This is a genomic window from Pseudocitrobacter sp. 2023LY-00077, from assembly GCF_055796175.1.
Map to the genome: position 1 here is coordinate 407,121 of NZ_JBSPEI010000001.1, position 22,329 is coordinate 429,449.

The 22,329-nt window shown below is 52.3% G+C and carries 20 protein-coding genes; 11 read left to right on the forward strand and 9 right to left on the reverse strand.

Features of this window, described 5'->3' with window-relative positions; all coding sequences use genetic code 11:
- Positions 1-4 precede the first annotated feature (4 nt).
- The 4 genes from ACWWFX_RS01865 to ACWWFX_RS01880 form a co-directional block, all read right to left on the reverse strand.
- Entirely contained in the window at positions 5-2,560 is a 2,556-nt protein-coding gene (locus ACWWFX_RS01865; protein WP_473223058.1) for a fimbrial outer membrane usher protein, read from the reverse strand.
- A complete protein-coding gene (locus ACWWFX_RS01870) occupies positions 2,544-3,299 on the reverse strand; it encodes a fimbria/pilus periplasmic chaperone (protein ID WP_473223139.1) in 756 nt (251 codons plus the stop codon). The genes ACWWFX_RS01865 and ACWWFX_RS01870 overlap by 17 nt, the downstream gene beginning before the upstream one ends.
- A gap of 53 nt (positions 3,300-3,352) precedes the next feature.
- Positions 3,353-3,889, reverse strand: coding sequence for a fimbrial protein (locus tag ACWWFX_RS01875; protein WP_276220521.1), 537 nt, complete (start codon positions 3,887-3,889; stop codon positions 3,353-3,355).
- 386 nt (positions 3,890-4,275) lie between these two features.
- Positions 4,276-5,106, reverse strand: coding sequence for a winged helix-turn-helix domain-containing protein (locus ACWWFX_RS01880; protein WP_473223059.1), 831 nt, complete (start codon positions 5,104-5,106; stop codon positions 4,276-4,278).
- A gap of 531 nt (positions 5,107-5,637) precedes the next feature.
- Between ACWWFX_RS01880 and ACWWFX_RS01885 the strand changes: the two genes are divergently transcribed.
- The 3 genes from ACWWFX_RS01885 to ACWWFX_RS01895 are packed head-to-tail and all read left to right on the forward strand — an operon-like array spanning position 5,638 to position 8,459.
- A complete protein-coding gene (locus ACWWFX_RS01885) occupies positions 5,638-6,798 on the forward strand; it encodes an ABC transporter permease (RefSeq protein ID WP_473223060.1) in 1,161 nt (386 codons plus the stop codon).
- On the forward strand, positions 6,791-7,738 hold the full coding sequence (locus tag ACWWFX_RS01890; RefSeq protein WP_473223061.1) for an ABC transporter ATP-binding protein: 948 nt from the start codon (positions 6,791-6,793) through the stop codon (positions 7,736-7,738). The genes ACWWFX_RS01885 and ACWWFX_RS01890 overlap by 8 nt, the downstream gene beginning before the upstream one ends.
- Positions 7,722-8,459 carry an ABC transporter permease gene (locus tag ACWWFX_RS01895; protein ID WP_473223062.1) on the forward strand — a complete coding sequence of 246 codons (738 nt, stop codon included), beginning with the start codon at positions 7,722-7,724 and terminating at the stop codon, positions 8,457-8,459. The genes ACWWFX_RS01890 and ACWWFX_RS01895 overlap by 17 nt, the downstream gene beginning before the upstream one ends.
- Here ACWWFX_RS01895 and ACWWFX_RS01900 read toward each other — a convergent pair.
- Entirely contained in the window at positions 8,434-8,547 is a 114-nt protein-coding gene (locus ACWWFX_RS01900; RefSeq protein ID WP_015963773.1) for a protein YohO, read from the reverse strand. The two genes, ACWWFX_RS01895 and ACWWFX_RS01900, sit on opposite strands and share 26 nt — an antisense overlap.
- Positions 8,548-8,606: 59 nt before the next feature.
- Positions 8,607-9,338 (reverse strand): MerR family transcriptional regulator, encoded by a 732-nt coding sequence (locus ACWWFX_RS01905; RefSeq protein ID WP_456145983.1) that lies wholly within the window; start codon positions 9,336-9,338, stop codon positions 8,607-8,609.
- Between the two features lie 210 nt (positions 9,339-9,548).
- Between ACWWFX_RS01905 and ACWWFX_RS01910 the strand changes: the two genes are divergently transcribed.
- From ACWWFX_RS01910 to ACWWFX_RS01920, 3 genes are read left to right on the forward strand one after another with little or no spacing between them, the layout of a single operon-like run.
- Complete coding sequence (locus ACWWFX_RS01910; RefSeq protein WP_276220515.1) at positions 9,549-11,234, forward strand: sensor histidine kinase; 1,686 nt, start codon at positions 9,549-9,551, stop codon at positions 11,232-11,234.
- Positions 11,231-11,950 (forward strand): two-component system response regulator BtsR, encoded by a 720-nt coding sequence (gene btsR, locus ACWWFX_RS01915; RefSeq protein WP_015963776.1) that lies wholly within the window; start codon positions 11,231-11,233, stop codon positions 11,948-11,950. Before ACWWFX_RS01910 ends, btsR begins: the two co-directional genes overlap by 4 nt.
- A gap of 45 nt (positions 11,951-11,995) precedes the next feature.
- The gene (locus ACWWFX_RS01920) at positions 11,996-12,466 is read left to right on the forward strand and encodes a YehS family protein (RefSeq protein ID WP_149462426.1); all 471 of its coding nucleotides are present in this window, start codon (positions 11,996-11,998) and stop codon (positions 12,464-12,466) included.
- Between the two features lie 85 nt (positions 12,467-12,551).
- On the opposite strand, the gene ACWWFX_RS01925 is transcribed toward ACWWFX_RS01920, so the two are convergent.
- Both ACWWFX_RS01925 and metG read right to left on the reverse strand, forming a co-directional pair.
- Positions 12,552-13,064 carry a YehR family lipoprotein gene (locus ACWWFX_RS01925; protein WP_276220514.1) on the reverse strand — a complete coding sequence of 171 codons (513 nt, stop codon included), beginning with the start codon at positions 13,062-13,064 and terminating at the stop codon, positions 12,552-12,554.
- A 295-nt stretch (positions 13,065-13,359) separates the two neighbouring features.
- Complete coding sequence (metG, locus tag ACWWFX_RS01930; protein ID WP_473223063.1) at positions 13,360-15,393, reverse strand: methionine--tRNA ligase; 2,034 nt, start codon at positions 15,391-15,393, stop codon at positions 13,360-13,362.
- A gap of 531 nt (positions 15,394-15,924) precedes the next feature.
- Here metG and yehD point away from each other — a divergent pair.
- The 5 genes from yehD to apbC all read left to right on the forward strand — a co-directional run bounded on the left by yehD (position 15,925) and on the right by apbC (position 21,947).
- Positions 15,925-16,461, forward strand: coding sequence for a fimbrial protein YehD (gene yehD / locus ACWWFX_RS01935; protein WP_473223064.1), 537 nt, complete (start codon positions 15,925-15,927; stop codon positions 16,459-16,461).
- Between the two features lie 55 nt (positions 16,462-16,516).
- Entirely contained in the window at positions 16,517-17,200 is a 684-nt protein-coding gene (locus ACWWFX_RS01940; protein ID WP_473223065.1) for a fimbria/pilus periplasmic chaperone, read from the forward strand.
- Positions 17,201-17,212: 12 nt separating this feature from the next.
- A complete protein-coding gene (locus ACWWFX_RS01945; RefSeq protein WP_473223066.1) occupies positions 17,213-19,693 on the forward strand; it encodes a fimbrial biogenesis outer membrane usher protein in 2,481 nt (826 codons plus the stop codon).
- Positions 19,694-19,708: 15 nt separating this feature from the next.
- On the forward strand, positions 19,709-20,728 hold the full coding sequence (locus ACWWFX_RS01950) for a fimbrial protein (RefSeq protein ID WP_473223067.1): 1,020 nt from the start codon (positions 19,709-19,711) through the stop codon (positions 20,726-20,728).
- Positions 20,729-20,837: 109 nt separating this feature from the next.
- Positions 20,838-21,947, forward strand: a complete 1,110-nt coding sequence (apbC, locus tag ACWWFX_RS01955) for an iron-sulfur cluster carrier protein ApbC (protein WP_473223068.1) — start codon at positions 20,838-20,840, stop codon at positions 21,945-21,947.
- A gap of 42 nt (positions 21,948-21,989) precedes the next feature.
- Here the strand turns inward: apbC and ACWWFX_RS01960 are convergent, their stop codons facing one another.
- Complete coding sequence (locus ACWWFX_RS01960; RefSeq protein ID WP_015963781.1) at positions 21,990-22,304, reverse strand: RcnB family protein; 315 nt, start codon at positions 22,302-22,304, stop codon at positions 21,990-21,992.
- Positions 22,305-22,329 lie beyond the last annotated feature (25 nt).

A 22,329-nucleotide genomic window follows, 5' to 3' on the forward strand; every position in this document is an offset into this window, starting at 1 on the left:
GATGTTATTCCTTCTCGCAGCGTTGATTTAAGGTGATTATCTGTTTCTCGTCATCGGCGGGGAGTTGATACGGCACGCGGCAACGCTGATGAACGTTATCGCCCCAGCGCACCTGCAGCGTGCCGGATGCCGCCGGAATACGCGCGTAAATTTGTCCACCCTGGCCGACCATACCTATCAATGTGCCTTCGCTGTCCAGCACATCCGCCCCCATCGGGGGCAGAACGCCGCTGTTTGCGTTAAGGTTTATCAACACCGCTTTCCCTTTCAGAGTATTGAAATTCACCCGCGCGATAGCGCCGGAATAGGGCACCACGCGCTGACTGCCGCCGGTGAGTTCGGCATCGGCGGTCATTTGTTGCGTATCAAGGCTGACGTTATTGACACGATACGGTGCCAGTGAAGGCAGAATGGCATAGCCGAAGCTGTCGACCACCGCGCCCTGGCCGTTTTGCACGCGTGCACCCTGCGCGCCATCTGCATGAATAAGCGCAAAGGTATCGCTGGTGTACGGCCCGAGAGTCATGCCGCCAGGATGTAGCACAAGCGTGCCCGAAGCGCCCAGCCCGGTCTGACGGTAGTTGTTCCCCTGGTCATAATTGGCCCGCAGCGCGCCAATGCGGGTATTTTCCTGAACACCCGCGCCGAAGGTCGCGGAACTGCCTGTGCTGCCATCGCGATAACGCTCATATCCGCCATACATGGACCAGGAAAAATCGCCGCCTTCCCCTGCGGAGCCGGTCATCGAGACGGTGGAGGAGCGGCTTTGGCGCGTCTGGTTGTAGTTCATGGCGACAGACGAACGGCTTTGCCCCCAGTCGAGTGGGATGGAAATGTTCATCGAGACGGTGGTTTCGGTATATTTTTGCCGGCTACTGGCGTCATCGGGATCGTTCACGCTGCTATAAAAACGTCCGTAATCCCACGACGTGCGCTGGCGTGCAATGTTGAAGCCGTAGCTGATACGCTGCCACTGATTGCTGTAGCCCAGCTGCAACTGCGTAATGCGCGACTGATTATTGTAATAATCCGCCGTGCTGGCGCTCATGTTGAGCGTGCCAAAACCCCATAAAGGCTGGCTTACCGTCGCCGACAGTCGGTTGCGCTGATGCAACGTATCAGAGTAGTAATCTTCACCACTTTTGTTTTCCCGACGAACACCCAGCACATCCTGGAGATCGCGAAACCCGCTGGTGGAATAGCGGTACGCCGCCAGTACCAGATTCGTGCCGGATGAAAACGTTTTGCTGTAGCTTAACTCGCTGCGCCAGCCTTGCTGACGGTCGCCATTTTCAACCTGCGCGTTTGACCAGGTGGCATTCATGCCAAATGCGCCAAGGTCGGTCGCCCACACGCCACCAGCCAGCCATGCCTGATATTCTTTGGCGATACGCGCCCCGGCGTTGAGCGTAAAGTTGTTATTGATGCCGTGTTGCAGCGTGCCTTCAAAGAAGTTGTTATTCACGCTGTAATACTGACGCACGCGCCCCATCGAGAGGGAATAGTGCCAGTTTCCGGGGCGAACCGAGTCGGGTACGGCTGAGTAGGGCACCGTGAATGTCGATGTTTTGCCGTTGGCTTCTATCACTTCAACCTGGAGATCGCCCTGATTGCGGGTGTTATAGAGATCGTTAATGACAAATGCCCCCGGAGGAACATTTGTTTCATAGATAGTTTTGCCTAACTGACTGACGATGACTCGCGCGCTGCTGCCGGCAATACCGCGCACTTCTGGTGCATAGCCGCGTTTGCCCTGCGGCCACATTCTTTCGTCGGTGGCGAGCTTAATCCCATTAAATGACAGACTGCCGAACAGGCTGCTGTCGGTATAGCTATCACCGAGCGTCATGATGCTCTCAAGCTGCTCAATTGGGCGTTGAACCCAGGTTCGCACGCGGTTATAGCGCCAGGCGCTGCCGGTCTGATTATTATCGACATAGCGAAAATTGCCCTGGTGGCGCACTTGCCACAGGCCAAGATTGGTGCCGGCGTTAATGCCGCTCCATAAATATTGATAGCGATAGTGGCTGTCGGTATTTTCATTAATCGTATAGCTGGTGTTGTGGCGTAAAAAAATCGCTGACGCGCCGCTATCCCACTCTTCAGGTGAGATATAGCCACGCGGGTTGTGCACCAGTTCGGTCATGGGAATGGCAAGCTGCAACCGCAGAGTGGACGACTCGAATTGCCAGCTTCCGTCCGGCACCCAGACGGTAAACGGTCTGCAAGTTGTGGGCTCGTCGTCTTCCGACACGGTTTTGAGCTGTGCGCTTTTCATCAATGAAGCCGTCAGACAGGGTTCCGGCGCACTGTCGGTACCCTTATCTTCAAATGTCACTTTGACACCTGTTTTCACCAGCGTGTTATTCACATAGACATCCGCCAGGTAATTCCCTGGAGAAATATGCTGCTGATTAAACTGCCCGATATTTTGCCCATACGCCGAGCCCTGAAACAGCGCCGGATCAAAATAGTAATCATCAGCCTGCGCTGTGCCTGCAACTATCAGGGCAATCAGCGATGTGAGCCGCTTTAAGGGGAAATCAGGGGTACGTGACATCGTAGTGCTCGCTTATCCTTGCGCCCTGGTCATTAATCGCCGTAAGGATGACTTTGCCCCGACCCTGCTGAGGCGTGTTTTTACCGTTCAGCCAGAATGTTGCACTGGAAAAGGGCGAGACCATATCCACGTTGACAGGGATCCTGGTATCTCCTGCTTCGACGGTCATATTCGAAAGTGAAGCAAACCATGCCGACGTATTTTTAACCTGAATACCAAAGCCTTTACGGCCATCGCGTACGGCAGAAACATGCAGGCTTTTGGTGATATCTCCCGGCGCGGAGAGGCCTTCCGGGCGGTAAAACAGCTTCACCCGGGTACGCAGCATGATCAGCATCTTGTTTTGCTTTTGCGAACCCGCAACGTTAGTCGGAGGAACCTGTAAGAAGTTGAACCAGAAGACGGATTCTCTGTCCTTCGGCAACGGTTTCGCACCGCTGTAAACAATGCGCACAATTTGCCCGGCCTTAGCCTGAATGCGGAAAACCGGCGGTGTTGATAAAAACGGCACCGCATGGCTATTCTGCGGATTGGCATCGACATTGCCTTCGTCAAACCACGTCTGCACAACGTAGGGATAGGTGTCATTATTTTTGAGCTGAACATCCACGGAGGAAGACTTCGCGTTGTAAATAATACGGCTGCCCAGCATGGTGACGCTGGCATGGGCCGAGATAAGACCGCTCAGGCTAAAGGCGACCAGCCACAGGAAACTGCGATGAAAAACGCGCATTGAAATCATGGATTCCTTCCGTCGATAAAGGCACAGCCTGGGCTGTGCCCTGAAGAGAATTACTGGTAAGAGACGGCGTACTGCATGGTGGCTTCAACGGTACCCGCGGTCGCTTTACCATTCGCGTAGTACTGCGCGGTATAGGTTGCAGACACTTCTTTTTCGCCCGCTGCTAACGTCAGGTCGCCGGTACCGGTGAACCCGTCCGTCAGGTTAATTTCGGTGCCTTTGGTATCCAGAATTTGTACTTCAACGTTGGATGCGGTGCCGGTATTGCCAAGGTTACCGTTAGTGGTCACCTGGTTTCCGACGAATACGGTGGAAATCTTGGTGGCGTTGGTGGCATCGCCGGTGCAGCCGGTAAGGCCGATATCAAAGGTCACCGGGCCTGCGGTATCTCCACTGGCGCCGAGATCGGCGCTGCTCACCGTTGGCAGCAGTACAACGGGCGTCGCCTGGTTGCCGTTAATGGCCACAGAACAGGTTTCGTCCGTAACTTCGCCCTGGAAAGTGATGGTGTTATCTGAAAGAGCCATTGCGTTAGCGGATACCAGCAGAGAGCCTGACAGCATAGCTAAGTAACATTTTTTCAACATGATGCGTTTCCTGTTAATCCTGAGTAGACCTGATTGCTTGTTCCATGGCTTCTGCGGGCAGCTTTAAACGCGGGTAAACGAGGTGTTGCGAACCAGCAGTAACATGTACGAAAAGGTTAAGATATTTCCTAGGTGGTGTAATCATTAACTATTAACAGGTGAATATTAAGATTAATATTCTGTTAATCATGCGTAAATGTACTTACTGGTGGTGTTATGCGCTGAGATTACCAGAAGTAATGTTATCGGTAAGTAAAGGTGACTTAGGTAAAATCTGTGGTGGTAAGCACCAAACAGGATCGAGATCGCATTTCTCTTCTCGATTCGAAAGTAGTGAATTTGATGTGAAACAAGAAAGGGCAGCCAGGTGCTGCCCTTCGGGGAAATTAATGGCTGGTGCTGGAAGCGGGTTCGTTCAGGCTCCAGCATACCTCCGCTTTATTCTCACGAAGTGAGCCGCATAACATCATATACAGGCGAGAAAGATCGTTACTGTAGACCCTGAAAGTATTGCTTTTTATCACCAATACGTACTGATCGCTGCGACATTGCGGGTTTAACGATTGTGCGTAATTCAGAATTCCCTTTTTTAAACTCTCGGTATCGGTGTTGTTAGGTAAAGGGACAGAGACCAGGACATTACAGTTTCCCGCTTCACCGATATAAATTTCCCGACGGTCTTCCGGGCGATGCTGATACCAGAATGCGATCGTCACGCTAAGCGCAAGCATTGCGCAGAAAAGCGTAATGATAGAGAGGGTTTGAATTTTCCCTGACGAGGGTTGCGCTTTTGCCGCGACAGTCGATGCTGCGGGGGAATCATTGTTTTTACTCATTGAAATATCATTAAAAATTTCAATGGGGGTATTCGTTTCAGGCTCGGGGAGCAGTTCAACCGCGACCTGTTGATGGAACATAAAACCCATCTTGGGTACGGTCGTGATGACCTCATCTTCCAGCCCAAGGTTACGGAGTATTCGACGCAGTTTGCTGATGCAATGGTTAAGGTTGTTATTACTGGAAACCATACCAAAGTCATCCCAGACTTTTTTAAATATTACCTCACGGTTAATAACTTCCCCTTGATGACATGCGAGTAATAATAATAATCGCTTAGTTGGGTTGGATATTTGTACCGCGTCATCGGGGGTATCAGCCAGAAACAAGGTGCCGGAATCTGCGTCAAAGATTACTTGTTTGTTAAATAAAAATCTCATAGTTAGAACTCATTAAAGGTTTTTTCTTAATGCAAAGAAGAATCATCTCCTTTTGGTGGTAAAACAGTGAAAAGTCTGGCTGTTTGTTTTAGATTGTAAAGTACCCGGTTGATATCTTAAGTTTCGGTAAGTTCGTTAGATAGACAAAAATATCACGTCTGCAACATTTGTTGGCGGTATTTACTGTTTGTAGAGAAAAATTAACATTTTTATGCGGTAAAAAAGAAAAGGTTAATCTGCTTTACGGATAAAATAAGATTTTTCTAACAGAGATAAGATTTTAATTTATGGGTTTTGTAAATTAATAAATCATGGATTTGGGTAGATCTAGTATATTTTAACTACTACACCGACAAGAGAATATTCAAATTTGTCAGGTTAAATCTGAGAATGCGTATAAACTGAAAACTCATCATGTGTAGAGGATCGGGAGGCTGGCTTGACGATAAAGGGAGAACATAAGCATCAGAGGGATCGACGCCCGTCAGACAAGGTGTCGCTTGCCACCCGCAAAAGGATATGAACGCGTCGATGACGATACCTGCTTGCCACAATCGCGTGCAGTTTCTGCTTGTCCTGCTGATATCAGTTGCTGTGCTGTTACCTTTCGTTAACTATGCACCTAACCGCCTTGTTTCAGGGGAATCCCTGGCGCTGTGGCAGACAGATGGGTTTCGCCCTCTGTGGCTGTTTGTATTTCCTCTGCTGCTGATTGTCCTGAGTTTTATACCCGGGCGTAGCGCCATTATCTCAAGTTTCGTGTTGGGGCAAGCGCTATTCAGCCTGCTGGTGTGGGCCGTTGGTGAGGTGGCAAACTCTCTTGCGTTGACGGGAAGTTCCCTTGCGCGAACCTCACCCGGAAGCGGGCTCTGGCTTTGGATGTTGCTGGCTTTACTTATCTGTAGCGACACATTACGCCGGTTACGGCTCAGCGCGCTGTGGCGCTGGATTCTGCAAATACAGATTTGGCTACTGCCGCTGCTGCTACTGTGGATGGGGCAGCTCGACCATCTCTCTTTGTTAAAAGAGTACGCCAATCGCCAGGATGTCTTTAATGATGCGCTTTCGCAGCACCTGGTGCTGTTGTTTGGCACGCTGCTGCCCGGTCTTCTGATCGGCATTCCTTTAGGACTGTGGTGCTGGCGCCGCCCGGCGCGTCAGACCAGGGTCTTTGCCATCCTTAATGTCATTCAAACCATTCCCTCCGTGGCCTTGTTTGGCCTGCTTATTGCGCCGCTGGCTGGCCTCGCGCAACAGTTTCCGTTGCTTGCGCGTCTTGGCGTTGCGGGAACCGGGCTGACGCCTGCCTTAATTGCACTGGTGCTCTACGCGCTGTTGCCGCTGGTTCGCGGCGTGGTGGCGGGTATGCAGCAGGTGCCAGAGGATGTGCTGGAAAGCGCTCGGGCAATGGGCATGGGGCGCGGGCAGCGTTTCTGGCAGGTGCAGCTTCCGCTGGCATTGCCGGTTTTATTGCGCAGCCTGCGGGTGGTGGCGGTGCAAACGGTCGGTATGGCCGTTGTGGCGGCGTTGATTGGCGCGGGCGGTTTCGGCGCCCTGGTCTTTCAGGGGCTGCTCAGTAGTGCGCTGGATCTGGTGTTACTGGGCGTCATCCCGGTGGTGGCATTAGCGGTTATTACCGATGCGCTGTTTAGTTTGTGCATCGCGTTAGTGAAAGGAGAGCAGGGTGATTGAGTTTCAGCAGGTCAGTAAATATTTTGGCGACCGGGCAGCGGTAAAAGATCTCACTCTGCATGTCAAAGAGGGCGCCTTCACGGTGCTGATTGGTACCTCCGGCTCCGGGAAATCGACCACCCTGAAGATGATTAATCGCCTGGAATCTCACGATAGCGGCACCATCCGTTTCGCCGGTGAAGATATTCGCCAGCAGCCGCTGCTGGCGCTGCGGCGGCGAATGGGCTATGCCATCCAGTCTATCGGCCTGTTTCCTCACTGGACGGTGGCGCAGAACATCGCCACCGTGCCGCAGCTGTTGAAGTGGCCGAAAGCGCGTACCCAGGCGCGTATTGATGAACTGATGGCGCTGCTGGGGCTTGAACCCGAGCTTCGCGATCGCTATCCGCATCAGCTTTCCGGTGGGCAGCAGCAACGCGTCGGTGTGGCGCGTGCGCTGGCGGCAGATCCGGAAGTGTTGCTGATGGATGAACCCTTCGGCGCGCTGGACCCGGTGACGCGTGGCGCTCTCCAGCAGGAGATGCGTCGCATCCACCAGTTACTGGGGCGCACGATTGTACTGGTGACCCACGATATCGATGAAGCCCTGCGCCTGGCGGACCATCTGATTTTGATGGATAACGGCGAAGTCGTACAGCAGGGTACGCCGCTGGAGATGCTCACGCAGCCAGCCAATGCGTTTGTACGAACCTTCTTTGGCCAAAGCGAGCTGGGCGTACGTCTGCTTTCGCTGCGTCAGGTCGGGGATTATCAGCGTCGCGGCGAACGGGTGCCGGGTGAAGCTCTGCGGGTATCCATGTCGCTGCGTGAAGCGTTATCACAGTTTGTGGCACAGCGGCGTCTGGTGCTTCCTGTGATGAATGAAAACGATGAGATTTGCGGTGCGCTGCACTTCGCCGATCTGCTGCGCGAGGAGGGCGACGGTGAGATTTCTGCGTGACCCTTTGCTCTGGCTTGTGCTGTTTTTCCTTGCGCTCTTAATCGGTTTGCCGCACAGCGAGCCCTTTTTTCATGCGCTATTCCCGGAACAGTCACGCCCCCTCTATCAGCAGGAAAGCTTTGTCTCGTTGACGTTGGCGCATTTCTGGCTGGTGGGCGTCTCAAGCCTGGTAGCGATTGTGTTGGGCACCGGCGCAGGCATTGCGGTGACGCGTGACGCAGGCAAAGAGTTTCGCCCGCTGGTCGAGACCATTGCCGCAATGGGCCAAACATTCCCGCCCGTTGCCGTACTGGCGATTGCCGTTCCGGTGATGGGTTTTGGCCAGCAGCCAGCGATTATTGCATTAATTCTCTACGGGGTTTTACCGATTCTTCAGGGAACGCTTGCCGGGCTGGCATCCGTTCCCGTCGGGGTAAGCAGCGTAGCGCAAGGGATGGGGATGAGCAGTATTCAGCGGCTGCTGAAAGTTGAACTCCCGTTGGCCGCGCCGGTGATGCTGGCGGGTATTCGCACGTCGGTCATCATTAACATCGGCACGGCAACGATCGCCTCGACCGTCGGCGCAAACACGTTGGGTACGCCGATTATCATTGGGCTAAGCGGCTTTAATACCGCCTATGTGTTGCAGGGCGCGGTACTGGTGGCGCTGGCTGCGGTCATCGTTGACCGCGCGTTTGAACGCGTGAGCCGCAGGCTTAGCCGATACCGCCGCGAACAATAAATGAGTAGCCGGCGAGCATCACGCCGCCAATTCCGCTGACGGCCATGAACAGAAATAGCGCCACGACGGCAAGTTTAGCTGGCTTCATAGTGTGCTCCTTATGTTAATTAAAGGATTATACTGCGAAGCATGCTTGTTGATGAACCATTAATTTGTACATAAACGAATCGCGTAGCCCTGTTCCTGCCAGCGCTGAATCTGCAAGGTCTGCTGCGGAGCGGAAACGGCGCCGCACCACACCAGCAACGTCTGCTCAGGAAAAAGGCCCGGTTGCAGCTGCGGCAGAGAATGCGCCAGCACGTCAACCCGCCAGCCCTGCTCGCAGGCGACCCACCCCTCCAGCCATAATGGCGTGATATCGTTAACGTTCCAGCCGACCACCAGTGCATCATGGCCCGGTTTTTTACGCGATGCGGCAAGGATAAGCGCAATAGTATTGATCAGCACGCCATCCAGAATGCCCAGCATGGCGCAGAACGTCGATTGCGAACCGGCCAGACGCTGGCGTAATGGGGTGATGAGTTGATTCACCAGCGTGCGTGCCGGATAGTGACGCGTGCTCTCTTTCAGCCACTGGCGTAACCGATCGATGCGTCCGCTTTGCAGATAGCGCAGCACTTCCTCCTGGCGCTCCCGCCAGTCCTGTTGCTGCTCCTTACTGCCATCAATCAACAGCTTTTTGACTTTACTGACCTGCACGCCCGTATCCACCCAGCGTTTAATTTCGCGGATGCGTTCAATATCGGACTCGGTGAACAAACGGTGCCCGCCGTCGGTACGCTGGGGCTTAAGCAGATCATAGCGACGCTGCCACGCGCGGAGCGTCACCGGGTTGATGTCACACAGCTGCGCCACCTCGCCAATCGTATACCACGCCATGATAACTCCCTGGATGAATATATCCTTTTAACTGTAGGTCGGGTTTTCCTCCTTGCCCTGTGGTGATGGTTTTTTAGGCATTACTTAACCGACGGATAGATTAAAAATGTGATTTTGGCCGCTATTTCAGCTTTTTTTGCATAGCTTCAAAGAAAGTTATGTTCACTCGGTGTATGTTACGCAGCTTCATGGGTCTTGTGGTTTTCGGGTATGTACGAATTTGATCTGGTGTTGCTGCTGCTTCAGCAGATGTGTGTGTTTCTGGTCATAGCGTGGCTGATGAGCAAAACGCGCCTGTTCATCCCGCTCATGCAGGTGACCGTGCGCCTGCCGCATAAACTGTTGTGCTACGTGACCTTCTCGATTTTCTGCATCCTCGGCACCTATTTTGGCCTGCATATCGAAGACTCTATCGCTAACACCCGCGCCATCGGCGCCGTGATGGGCGGCCTGCTTGGCGGGCCGGTGGTAGGGGGCTTAGTGGGGCTAACCGGAGGCTTGCATCGCTACTCAATGGGTGGCATGACAGCGTTGAGCTGTATGATCTCCACCATCGTTGAAGGCCTTCTGGGCGGGCTGGTTCACAGCATGCTGGTGAAACGAGGCCGCCCGGACAAAGTTTTCAGCCCGTGGACCGCCGGGGCGATCACCTTCTTCGCCGAACTGGTACAGATGCTGATCATTCTGTTGATTGCGCGTCCGTTCCAGGACGCCTTTCACCTCGTGCAAAGCATTGCTGCGCCGATGATGGTGACCAACACCGTCGGGGCAGCGCTGTTTATGCGTATTCTGCTCGACAAGCGTGCGATGTTTGAAAAGTACACCTCGGCATTTTCCGCCACAGCGCTGAAAGTGGCGGCATCGACGGAAGGGATTTTGCGTCAGGGGTTTAACGAAGAGAACAGCATGAAGGTGGCGCAGGTGCTGATCAAGGAACTGGATATTGGCGCGGTGGCAATTACCGATCGTGAGCGCCTGTTGGCCTTTACCGGGATAGGAGAAGATCACCATCTTCCCGGCAAGCCTATCTCTTCCAGTTATACCCAAAAAGCGATTGAAACCGGCGAGGTGGTGTATGCGGACGGTAACGAAGTGCCGTATCGCTGCTCGATTCATCCGCAGTGTAAACTCGGCTCAACGCTGGTTATTCCGCTGCGCGGTGAGAATCAGCGCATTATTGGCACCATTAAATTGTATGAAGCCAAAAATCGCCTGTTCAGTTCGATCAACCGCACCTTAGGTGAGGGGATTGCCCAACTGTTGTCGGCGCAAATTCTGGCAGGACAGTATGAGCGGCAAAAAGCGCTGCTCACCCAGTCGGAAATTAAACTGCTGCATGCGCAGGTGAACCCGCACTTCCTGTTTAACGCGCTTAACACCCTGAAAGCGGTGATTCGCCGCGACAGCGAACAGGCAAGCCAACTGGTGCAATATCTCTCAACCTTTTTCCGTAAGAACCTGAAACGCCCGTCGGAGATTGTGACGCTGGCCGATGAAATTGAGCATGTGAATGCGTATCTGCAAATTGAGAAAGCGCGGTTCCAGGAAAATTTGCAGGTTCAACTGCATGTCCCCGAAGAGCTGGCGCATGTCCGGCTTCCGGCCTTCACGCTGCAACCGATTGTTGAGAATGCCATTAAACACGGCACATCGCAGTTGTTGAGCGTGGGCGAAATTCGTATCAACGCCAGCCGTGACGGGCAACACCTCTTGCTGGCGATTGAAGACAACGCCGGGCTGTATCAACCGGATGCGCAGGCCAGTGGGCTGGGCATGAGCCTGGTGGATAAGCGCCTGCGCACGCGTTTTGGTGATGACTGCGGGATCAACGTCGCCTGCGAACCCGATATTTTCACCCGTATCACCCTAAGGCTGCCTCTGGAGGAGAACGCATGATTAAAGTGCTGATTGTCGATGATGAACCGTTGGCGCGGGAGAATCTGCGGGTGCTGTTGCAGGCGCAGCCGGATGTCGAGATTGTCGGCGAGTGCGGTAACGCGGTGGAAGCGATTGGCGCGGTGCATAAGCTTCATCCCGACGTACTGTTCCTTGATATCCAGATGCCGCGCATCAGCGGGCTGGAGATGGTCGGTATGCTCGACCCGGAACATCGTCCATACATCGTTTTTCTGACCGCGTTTGACGAGTACGCGGTTAAAGCTTTTGAAGAGCATGCGTTTGATTACCTCCTTAAGCCGATAGAAGAAAAACGGCTGGAGAAAACTCTCACGCGTTTGCGTCAGGAACGTAATGTGCAGGATATCTCCGCGCTCACCGAGAATCAGGAAGCGCTGAAATTCATTCCCTGTTCCGGGCATAGCCGCATCTGGCTGTTGCAAATGGATGATGTGGCGTTTGTCAGCAGCCGAATGAGCGGCGTTTACGTCACCAATCACGAAGGGAAAGAAGGCTTCACCGAGCTGACGTTAAGAACGCTGGAGCAGCGCACACCGCTGCTGCGTTGTCATCGACAGTATCTCGTCAACATGGCGCATCTGCAGGAGATTCGCCTGGAGGACAACGGCCAGGCCGAACTGCTGCTGCGCAACGGACAAACCGTACCGGTCAGCCGCCGCTACTTAAAAAGCCTGAAAGAGGCGTTGGGCCTGTAAATCGTGTTAAACTAGCCGACCGCATTTTTCATTACCGAAGGCACTATGGTCAGTAACGATATTTTACGTAGCGTGCGCTACATCCTGAAAATGAACAATCAAGATCTGCTGCGTATTTTTGCGCTGGGCGACACCGTGGTCACCGCCGAGCAGCTGGCACCCTGGTTGCGCAAAGAAGATGAAGAGGGGTTTGTACGCTGCCCGGATATTATGCTGTCCTGCTTCCTGAACGGGCTGATTTACGAAAAACGCGGTCGCGATGAATCCGCGCCCGCGCTGGCGGTTGAACGTCGCGTAAATAACAACATCATGCTCAAAAAGCTGCGCATCGCGTTTTCCCTGAAAACGGATGATATCCTCGCCATTCTGACCGAGCAGAAATTCCGCGTCTCGATGCCGGAAATCACCGCCATGATGCGCGCGCCAGACCACAAAAACTTCCGCGAATGCGGCGACCAGTTCCTGCGTTATTTCCTGCGCGGCCTGGCGGTACGTGAGCACGCGGCGAAAAGCTGATTACGCTTGCTGAGGTGATTACGGCGATTATTCGACTCATTTTTTGAGTCGAATAATCGATAAAATAGTGAATACCGTTACCTGCCTACTCCTGCTTCTTAAATCCCTGTTTTAGCACCATCTTCTCGGACAACAGCATCGAAAGATACTGCGCATTGCAATCGGTCAACGATGTGCCCGGGAGTTTACACAGCTCGCTGATATTCGCTTTTGTGTAATCAACGGTGATGTTCTCTGTGACATAATCGTCCTGATAATTAATGGTCTCTGTCACTCCTGCCGTGTTCTTATACGCGTTACTGATCTGCTCAAATCGCCGCTGCGCTTCTTCTTTGTTGCTCACGCCTGCGCTGGCGTAGGTCATTTTGTTATCAACGTCCTGACGCAGGACGACATCCCCTTTGTAGTAATAGGTTACTTTCACCTCAACACCATTTGCGGCATTAAAGAACGTGGCTTTTTCCTCCGGCGTATTGCTGGCGGCGATGCTCTGGACATAGGTCTGCGGCTCTTTGGGTGTGTCTTTGTTGTCGCAGCCGATAAGGCTACCCATAAGGCAGAGGCTAATCAGTGTGAGAGTGGGGCGAAGTTTGCGCATGAGAGTTCCTTTTAGCAAATGCAAACTATTATCATATAGGCTAAAAGAAAAAAGCATAGCAGTACGGCATTTTTTAAGAATACATAAAAAAAGCGCTGCCGGAGCAGCGCTGAGATTGATGGCAAACGCAACATTGCCTGATGCGCTGCGCTTATCAGGCCTACAAGGTTTCTGCAATATATTGAATTTGCGATGTTTTGTAGGCCGGATAAGGCGTTTACGCCGCATCCGGCAAGAATAACGCGCACTTTGTCAGCAATCCGGGCGCTGCCGGAGCAGCGCTTTATGCGGAAGGTTATTTCACCTGCTGGCCTGGTTTCGCGCCGCTGTCCGGGCTTAACAGGAAGATATCTTTCCCGCCTGGGCCTGCGGCCATCACCATTCCTTCGGAGATGCCGAAGCGCATTTTACGCGGCGCCAGGTTGGCGACCATCACCGTCAGGCGGCCAATCAGCGCTTCAGGTTCCGGGTACGCGGAACGAATGCCGGAGAAGACATTGCGTTTCTCGCCGCCGAGATCCAGCGTCAGGCGCAGCAGTTTATCAGAGCCGTCAACGAATTCCGCGTTTTCAATCAGCGCCACGCGCATATCCACTTTGGCGAAATCGTCAAAGGTGATGGTTTCCTGAATCGGATCGTCCGCCAGTGGCCCGGTGACCGGTGCCGCAGCGGCTTTCACTTCTTCTTTCGACGCTTCAACCAGCGCTTCAACCTGTTTGGTTTCGATGCGGTTGTAGAGCGCTTTGAAGGTGTTCACCTTGTGCGACAGCAGCGGCTGGGCGATAGCATCCCACTCAAGCGTGGTGTTGAGGAACGCTTCGGCGCGTTCGGTCAGCGAAGGCAGAACCGGTTTCAGCCAGGTCATCAGCACGCGGAACATGTTCAGACCCATAGTGCAGATAGCCTGCAGGTCGGCATCGCGGCCTTCCTGTTTCGCGACCACCCACGGAGCTTGCTCGTCAACGTAGCGGTTAGCCACGTCGGCCAGCGCCATGATTTCGCGAATCGCTTTACCAAACTCGCGGCTATCCCAGGCTTCGCCAATCGCGGCAGCCGCGTCGGTGAAGGTTTTATACAGTTCAGGATCGGCCAGTTCAGCAGACAGCACGCCATCGAAACGCTTGTTGATAAAGCCAGCGTTACGCGATGCCAGGTTAACCACTTTGTTGACAATATCGGCGTTCACGCGCTGGATGAAGTCTTCCAGGTTGAGGTCAATATCATCGATGCGTGAAGAGAGCTTGGCGGTGTAGTAGTAGCGCAGGCTGTCGGCATCGAAGTGGTTCAGCCAGGTGCTGGCTTTAATGAAGGTGCCGCGCGATTTTGACATCTTCGCACCGTTCACCGTCACATAACCGTGCACGAACAGGTTAGTTGGCTTACGGAAATTACTGCCTTCCAGCATGGCAGGCCAGAACAGGCTGTGGAAGTAAACGATGTCTTTACCGATGAAGTGATACAGCTCGGCGTCGGAGTCTTTCTTCCAGTAGTCATCAAAGCTTACGGTGTCACCGCGTTTATCACACAGGTTTTTGAAAGAACCCATGTAGCCGATTGGCGCATCCAGCCAGACGTAGAAATATTTGCCCGGCGCATTCGGGATTTCAAAACCGAAGTACGGCGCATCGCGGGAGATATCCCACTGTTGCAGGCCGGATTCAAACCACTCCTGCATTTTATTCGCCACCTGCTCCTGCAACGCGCCGCTGCGGGTCCACGCCTGTAGCATCTCGCTGAAGGAAGGCAGATCAAAGAAGAAGTGTTCGGATTCACGCATCACCGGCGTCGCACCGGACACCACCGATTTCGGCTCGATAAGCTCGGTTGGGCTGTAGGTTGCGCCGCACACTTCGCAGTTATCGCCGTACTGGTCCGGTGATTTACATTTCGGGCAGGTGCCTTTCACAAAACGGTCCGGCAGGAACATGCCTTTTTCCGGATCGTAAAGCTGGGAGATGGTGCGGTTTTTGATAAAACCGTTCTCTTTCAGGCGACCATAGATAAGCTCCGACAGCTCGCGGTTTTCGTCGCTGTGCGTCGAGTGGTAGTTGTCGTAGCTAATGTTGAAGCCAGCAAAATCGGTCTGATGTTCCTGACTCATTTCGGCAATCATCTGCTCTGGGGTGATCCCGAGCTGCTGAGCTTTCAGCATGATCGGCGTGCCATGTGCATCGTCCGCGCAGATGAAGTTTACCTGGTGGCCGCGCATTCGCTGGTAACGGACCCAGACATCAGCCTGGATATGCTCCAGCATGTGGCCGAGGTGGATTGAGCCGTTGGCGTACGGCAGAGCGCACGTTACCAGAATTTTCTTCGCGACTTGAGTCATAATGAACATTACTTCTTATGTAGTGAAAAGGGCTTTTGATGTTACCTGAAAGGCGTTCCTTTGGTAAGCCCAAAGCACGTCTCAGGCCCTGCTAAATCAATGCATCGCACAAAATTGCCTAAAAAAACGGCGCTTCCTGGCGAGCGTGCTGCCTATCGCAGGTTGCAGAGTTCCGATTTCCTCTTCTTTAAACCGATTTTTTTGTCGTGGGTTGCGAACATATTTTTTAAATTATCGCGATCTTTCTCTAAAAAATGGCACGATCATAAAAAATAAAGATCATTTAAATGAATGATAATTGTAATTATATTTTTATGAGTGATCTGAGTGTCTGTTTTTTAAACTTTATTAATTTACGCTACAAATACTTTTTAGTTTAATTTATTTGTTGAAATTATATTGCTATATGTAAATTGTTTTAAATCAATAAAACAAAAGTATTACATTGCTGTAACCTTTTTGATGTGAGAATTTTGTTTCAAGAGTTAATTTCCTCTTAACACTAGAATCACAATTTCAAATAAGGACGCAATGATGAAACATTCTATTCTGACGATAGCCGTATTCTCTTCTCTGTTGGCGAGCTCTGCGGTATTTGCAGCGGACGACGAAGGCGTGTTGCAGATTAACGGTAAAGTACTGGGTTCGACCTGTAAAATTGAAGACGGGAAAAATCAGGCCACCATTACGATGCCAGACGTCAGCGTTGAGGCTTTTTCCGGGCTGAATGCCGGGGAAGAGTTGAAGACATATTCCAGTTCAGCCGTCGGGCAAATTAAATTCAAATGCGACCAGAATGTCGCGCCGCGAATTTCCTTCAGCGTTGATGGCTTTAACGGTAGCGGCAGCGATGTCACCAAAAATACCAGCGGTGATAACGGCGTCGGTTTCAAAGTACATATGAATAATGAAACGCAGGCGATCAGCCCGCAGAAATCGATGACCTTAGTGAAAGACAGTAGCGGTATTTACACCCTGGATTTCTCTGCATTTTATGCCCGTACCAGCGGTGATGTAAAAAGCGGCGAGGTAAATTCCAGCATCACCATGCAGGTGTTCTCTGATTAATATCATACGCGGCGGTATCTTCCGCCGCGTCTTTCTCAGCTAAAAATGAGTCTCTATGAAAAAATTACTTGTCCTGATGTTATTCGTGGTGAGCGGGGCCGTGCAGGCGGGTGTGGTGATTTATGGCACACGCGTGATTTATCCGGCAGACAAAAAAGAAGTCGTGGTACAGATAATGAATCAGGGCGACCGCACGTCGCTGGTACAGGCGTGGATCGACGATGGCGACACCGCGCAGTCTCCTGAGCATATCGATGTGCCTTTCTTACTGACTCCGCCGGTGTCGCGCGTGGCGGCAAAATCAGGGCAACAGTTAAAAATCAAAAAAATGAAGGGGAATTTACCGGCTGATGTCGAGAGCCTTTTTTTTCTCAATGTGCTGGATATTCCACCAAACGATGAGCAGAGCGCCGGGAAAAACGTCATTAAATTCGCCACACAAAACAGAATCAAACTGTTCTGGCGACCCGCAGGTATTGCACCGGTGAATAAAGCCAGTTTTCGGCAGTTGCAGTTATCGAGAACCACGCAGGGCATCATCATTAAAAATAACAATGCTAACTGGATAACGATTACGGAAGTATCAGGGAATAATCATAAGATAAATAAAGAGAGCCTGATGCTGGCACCGCGAGCTCAGCAGGCCATTCCCACGACAATAAAAAATGTCAGCGTGTTAACACTGACGATGATAGATGATTACGGTAATTACCTTACTGAGAAAATAACAATAAATTAAAAGGAGCTGGTTATGTTAAGGATGGCCCCGCTTGCCCTGGCCATCGTCTCTTCGTTATTCACTGCCAGACTCCAGGCCGAAGAAACGTTTGATACCCACTTTATGATGGGGGGTATGCAGGGTGTGAAAACCACAAATTTCCAGGTCAATAGCGATAAACCGATGCCGGGTGAATATGAACTGGATGTGTATATTAATAAACAGTGGCAGGGAAAATATACTCTGGCAGTGCAAGAAAAAACCGATGACACCTGTTTAACGTTGAATCAGCTTGCACAACTGGGCATTAAGTTTTCCAGCCAGCAAGAAAATCCTGTAGCACAGTGCATCACGATAAAGCAGGCGGTGCAGGGCGGTGAATATAAATTTGATATCGGTACATTTCGTCTGGACTTAACCGTTCCGCAGGCATTTATTGATGCCCGTGAACAAGGTTATGTTTCACCCGATAGCTGGGATCGCGGAATTAATGCGCTTTACAGTTCCTGGTATGTCAGCCAGTACTATAGCGATTATAAAAATGGCGGTCACAGTAAAAATCTGTACGCGCGCTTTAATAGCGGCATGAATGTCCTGGGCTGGCAATTACATTCAGATGCCAGCTACAGCCAGGTAAATGACTCACGTGGGGAGTGGAAAAGTAACACGCTCTATCTGGAACGCAGTCTGCCTTCTGTGCTCGGTGTTTTGCGCGCCGGGGAGATGTATACCGCGTCAGACATGTTCGATGCGGTGCGCTTTCGCGGCGTGCGACTCTACCGCGACATGCAGATGCTGCCGAGCGCCAAACAAAATTTCACGCCTCTGGTACAGGGTATTGCGCAGAGTAACGCGCTGGTGACGGTCGAGCAGAATGGTTTTGTGGTTTACCAGAAAGAAGTTCCGCCGGGCCCGTTTGCGATTGCTGATTTGCAAACGGCGGGTGGCGGCGCAGATCTCGACGTGACGGTAAAAGAAGCCGATGGTTCCGTGAGCCATTATCTGGTGCCGTACGCGGCGGTGCCGAATATGTTGCAGCCAGGCGTGACAAAATATGATTTTGTCGCCGGTCGCAGCCAAATAGAGGGCGCGAGTCGTCAAAGCGATTTTATCCAGCTCAACTATCAGTATGGTCTGAACAACGTGTTAACCCTGTATGGTGGCACGATGCTGGCGCAAAAATATCAGGCGTTCACATTAGGGACCGGCTGGAATACGCGGCTGGGGGCAATTTCGCTGGATATGATTCAGTCGCGCAGTTTGCAGGATAACGGCGAGTTTAATGGGCAGAGCTATCAGATAGCGTACAACAAATATATCAATCAAACGGCGACGCGTTTTGGTCTGGCGGCATACCGCTACTCTTCCTATAACTTCAGGACCTTTAACGATCACGTATGGGCCAATAACAAGGACACTTATTCGCGCGATCGCCATGACGTCTATGACATCGCTGATTACTACCAGAGCGATTTTGGTCGGAAAAATAATTTCTCCGCCAACATTAACCAGATGTTGCCACAAAATGCGGGAACCCTGTCACTGAACCTGTTGTGGCGTGATTATTGGGGGCGTAACGGCAGCAGCCAGGATTATCAGCTCAGCTACAGCAATAGCTGGCAACGGATCTCTTACACCTTTTCGGCCAGCAGAACCTGGTCTGAGGATCATGCGGCGGATAAGCGCTTTAACCTGTTTATTTCGATTCCCTTCGACTGGGGAGATGGCGTGAGTACGCCACGCCGTCAGTTGTCGGTTTCCCAATCGACGACCTTTGATAATCATGGTTATGCTGCGAATAACACGGGGATCTCGGGAATGGCGGGCGACCGCGATCAACTGAGTTACAGCGCGAACCTGAGTCATCAACGTCAGTCTGATGAAACGACTGCCGGGGTGAATCTGACCTGGAATACCCCGGTGGCGACCGTCAGCGGAAGCTATAGCCAGTCTGCGCAGTATCGGCAAACCAGCGGCACGCTTTCCGGTGGCATCGTGGCGTGGTCGGGCGGCGTTAATCTGGCTAACAGGTTATCAGAAACTGTCGCCATTCTGGACGCGCCTGGGCTTGAGGGCGCTTACGTCAATGGGCAGAAATATCGTACCACTAACCGCAACGGCACGGTGGTGTATGACGGTTTATCGCCCTGGCGTGAAAACCATTTAATGCTGGATGTCTCTGACAGTGAAACGCAAACCGAGCTGCTGGGTAATCGCCAGCGCGTGGCGCCGGTGCGAGGTGCGGTCACACTGCTGCGTTTTGAAACCGACTCGCGCAAGCCGTGGTTTATTAAAGCGCGGCTGGCAGATGGTTCCCCGTTAACCTTCGGTTATGACGTGGTGGACAGCCACGGGCACAACATTGGGCTGGTGGGCCAGGGAAGCCGCTTATTTATTCGCAGCAATGAGGTTCCTTATGGCGTCTCTGTGGTGCTCGACCCACAACAAGGGCGCACCTGTACGCTGAAGATTGCACCGCCGCTGGATGAAAACCAAACCTATATTTGTCACTGAAGCAGGGAGCGCGTCATGAAGTTAATGTTATTTGCGGTAATGTCATTGTGTTTATTGAGCGAGACGAGCTGGGCCACCTGTAAATCATCGGGAGTGACCAACAACCACACCACGGAAGTGGTGGTCGATGAGGTTTTCCCGGTTACACAGAAACATACTTCTGCGGTGACGGTTCACTTTGCGGGTATTAAGTGTGATTCAGCGAATGATAAAATTAGCTATATTCCGCTGGTGAAAGAGAGCGTTATTGGCCCGTTCAGTAATGGACAATCGTTAAAACTAAATATTGTGCTGGATAAAACGTCTGAGGCGGTTGGTACCACAAACACCACGGAGAAGAGCCTGCTTTATACCGTTACGCTAACACCCGCGACGACGGGAAGTGCGGGAAGCGGCGGAGAATCCATTTCAGTTCCCGGCGTGTTGGTGGCCAATACCGGCGGAAATTCAAATGGCTTTATAGATATCATTCTGGGGTTCTGTAAATCCTTAAGTTTGTCCGGATGCGTGAATTACATCACCAATAGTCTGAAGGGTGATTCCTATGTTGAAAACCTGACGGTAATCTATCGGCCCAAAAAAACCACCTGTCGGGCTGGTGATTTAACGCTCACGTTGCCCGATGTGTCGCTGTCTGAACTGCCTGATTCGGGCATGATGGATAAAAGCAGCAAGGGCGATATCTCGCTGTATTGCAGCAATATGGTGGGGGTAAATCAGCAGGCGACGCAGGCAATGTCGGTTTATCTTTACAGTGCTGATCTGATAGCCGGAAGCCGAACCGTGTTGCAGGGGAGCCCGGATAACGGTGTGGGTTTTGTCGTGTCGGGCGGAGGGAAAAAGCAGATCCAGATGTCGACAGTGAAAGGGGTAAAAGAGAGCGCCGATAACTTGTGGTCTGCGGCGAAAGGTACCTCGCTTTCCGCGCAGGGAATGACGATTCCGGTCGAAGCCAGCTACTACGTCTATGCGCGCAAAGCGGTGAAACCGGGCGCGCTTAAGGCGACGGCCCTGATCTTCGTTAACTATGAGTAATACCCGACGCACGCTTTTTTATCGCGAAATGCGCTTGTAGTGGGGGAATGACCACCTTTCAGGTAAACTAGGCTTACGAAGGTTTACTCACAAGAACAAAGGAGTCGGGATGAGTTCTCAATCCCAGGCCACATCCCCCGAGCGCCTGCGCGCGATGGTTGCCGGGACGCTGGCTAATTTTCAGCACCCAACATTGAAGCATAATCTCACCACGCTGAAGGCGCTGCATCATGTGGCGCTGCTGGATGGCACCGTGCACATTGAGCTGCAAATGCCGTTTGTCTGGAACAGCGCGTTTGAAGAACTGAAAGAGCAATGCAGTGCTGACTTGCTTCGTATCACCGGAGCGAATTCCATTGACTGGAAACTGACCCACAATATCGCCACCCTGAAGCGCGTTAAAAACCAGCCGGGCGTGAATGGCGTGAAGAACATCATTGCCGTGAGTTCCGGTAAGGGTGGAGTGGGGAAATCGTCTACTGCCGTCAACCTGGCGCTGGCGCTGGCTGCGGAAGGGGCGAAAGTCGGTATTCTGGATGCTGACATCTACGGCCCGTCAATTCCGACCATGCTGGGCGCGGAAAATCAGCGTCCGACCTCACCTGACGGCACCCATATGGCGCCGATTATGGCTCACGGTCTGGCAACGAATTCCATTGGTTATCTGGTCACCGACGATAACGCGATGGTGTGGCGCGGCCCAATGGCCAGCAAGGCGCTGATGCAGATGTTGCAGGAAACCTTATGGCCGGATCTCGATTATCTGGTGCTGGATATGCCGCCGGGTACCGGTGACATTCAGCTGACGCTGGCACAGAACATTCCGGTCACCGGCGCGGTAGTGGTCACTACGCCGCAGGACATCGCGCTGATTGACGCCAAAAAAGGCATCGTGATGTTCGAGAAAGTGGAAGTGCCGGTGCTGGGTATCGTGGAAAACATGAGCATGCATATTTGCAGCCAGTGTGGTCACCACGAACCTATCTTTGGTACCGGCGGCGCAGAGAAACTGGCGGAGAAATACCATACCCAGTTGCTGGGTCAGATGCCGCTGCACATCAGCCTGCGTGAAGATCTGGATAAAGGCACACCAACGGTGGTGAATCGTCCGGATAGCGAATTTACCCTGATTTATCGTCAACTGGCGGATTTAACCGCTGCCCAGCTCTACTGGCAGGGTGAAGTGATCCCCGGCGAAATTGCCTTCCGCGCGGTATAAGCGTTCAGGCGCATAACCCAGGCGGGTTATGCGCCCCTTTCATTAACGGTGATAGAAGATTTCGCCGTCGTAAACTTTACTGATTTTCCCGTCCGTGTCAGAAATCAGCACGTAGTTGCCGCCCATATATGTCCAGTGCGTTCCCGCGTCTGGCGCAGGCAGATTGCGCTGCTGCCACTGCTTGATGTTGTACTGGTCAGTACGGTACATCTCAGGAACGGCGTCCCCGATGTTAAAGTGGGTGAAATCAGCGACAAACTCTTTTAGTTCATACTTCTGAATGCCCGTACCTGGTGCGGCGAAGGCGGATCCGGCGGCCATCAGGCCAGCCAGAAGCCATAATTTATATTTACCCATTCTTTCTCCAACGATAACCAGAATG

Bases quoted from the DNA above. Each gene is read 5' to 3' on its own strand.
- ACWWFX_RS01900 (WP_015963773.1), bottom strand. From the start codon at position 8,547: ATGAAGCCAGCTAAACTTGCCGTCGTGGCGCTATTTCTGTTCATGGCC.
- ACWWFX_RS01920 (WP_149462426.1), top strand. From the start codon at position 11,996: ATGGTCAGTAACGATATTTTACGTAGCGTGCGCTACATCCTGAAAATG.
- ACWWFX_RS01925 (WP_276220514.1), bottom strand. From the start codon at position 13,064: ATGCGCAAACTTCGCCCCACTCTCACACTGATTAGCCTCTGCCTTATG.
- ACWWFX_RS01905 (WP_456145983.1), bottom strand. From the start codon at position 9,338: ATGGCGTGGTATACGATTGGCGAGGTGGCGCAGCTGTGTGACATCAAC.
- ACWWFX_RS01910 (WP_276220515.1), top strand. From the start codon at position 9,549: ATGTACGAATTTGATCTGGTGTTGCTGCTGCTTCAGCAGATGTGTGTG.
- ACWWFX_RS01945 (WP_473223066.1), top strand. From the start codon at position 17,213: ATGTTAAGGATGGCCCCGCTTGCCCTGGCCATCGTCTCTTCGTTATTC.
- btsR (WP_015963776.1), top strand. From the start codon at position 11,231: ATGATTAAAGTGCTGATTGTCGATGATGAACCGTTGGCGCGGGAGAAT.
- ACWWFX_RS01940 (WP_473223065.1), top strand. From the start codon at position 16,517: ATGAAAAAATTACTTGTCCTGATGTTATTCGTGGTGAGCGGGGCCGTG.
- ACWWFX_RS01885 (WP_473223060.1), top strand. From the start codon at position 5,638: ATGACGATACCTGCTTGCCACAATCGCGTGCAGTTTCTGCTTGTCCTG.
- metG (WP_473223063.1), bottom strand. From the start codon at position 15,393: ATGACTCAAGTCGCGAAGAAAATTCTGGTAACGTGCGCTCTGCCGTAC.
- ACWWFX_RS01880 (WP_473223059.1), bottom strand. From the start codon at position 5,106: ATGAGATTTTTATTTAACAAACAAGTAATCTTTGACGCAGATTCCGGC.
- ACWWFX_RS01950 (WP_473223067.1), top strand. From the start codon at position 19,709: ATGAAGTTAATGTTATTTGCGGTAATGTCATTGTGTTTATTGAGCGAG.
- ACWWFX_RS01875 (WP_276220521.1), bottom strand. From the start codon at position 3,889: ATGTTGAAAAAATGTTACTTAGCTATGCTGTCAGGCTCTCTGCTGGTA.
- apbC (WP_473223068.1), top strand. From the start codon at position 20,838: ATGAGTTCTCAATCCCAGGCCACATCCCCCGAGCGCCTGCGCGCGATG.
- yehD (WP_473223064.1), top strand. From the start codon at position 15,925: ATGATGAAACATTCTATTCTGACGATAGCCGTATTCTCTTCTCTGTTG.
- ACWWFX_RS01865 (WP_473223058.1), bottom strand. From the start codon at position 2,560: ATGTCACGTACCCCTGATTTCCCCTTAAAGCGGCTCACATCGCTGATT.
- ACWWFX_RS01960 (WP_015963781.1), bottom strand. From the start codon at position 22,304: ATGGGTAAATATAAATTATGGCTTCTGGCTGGCCTGATGGCCGCCGGA.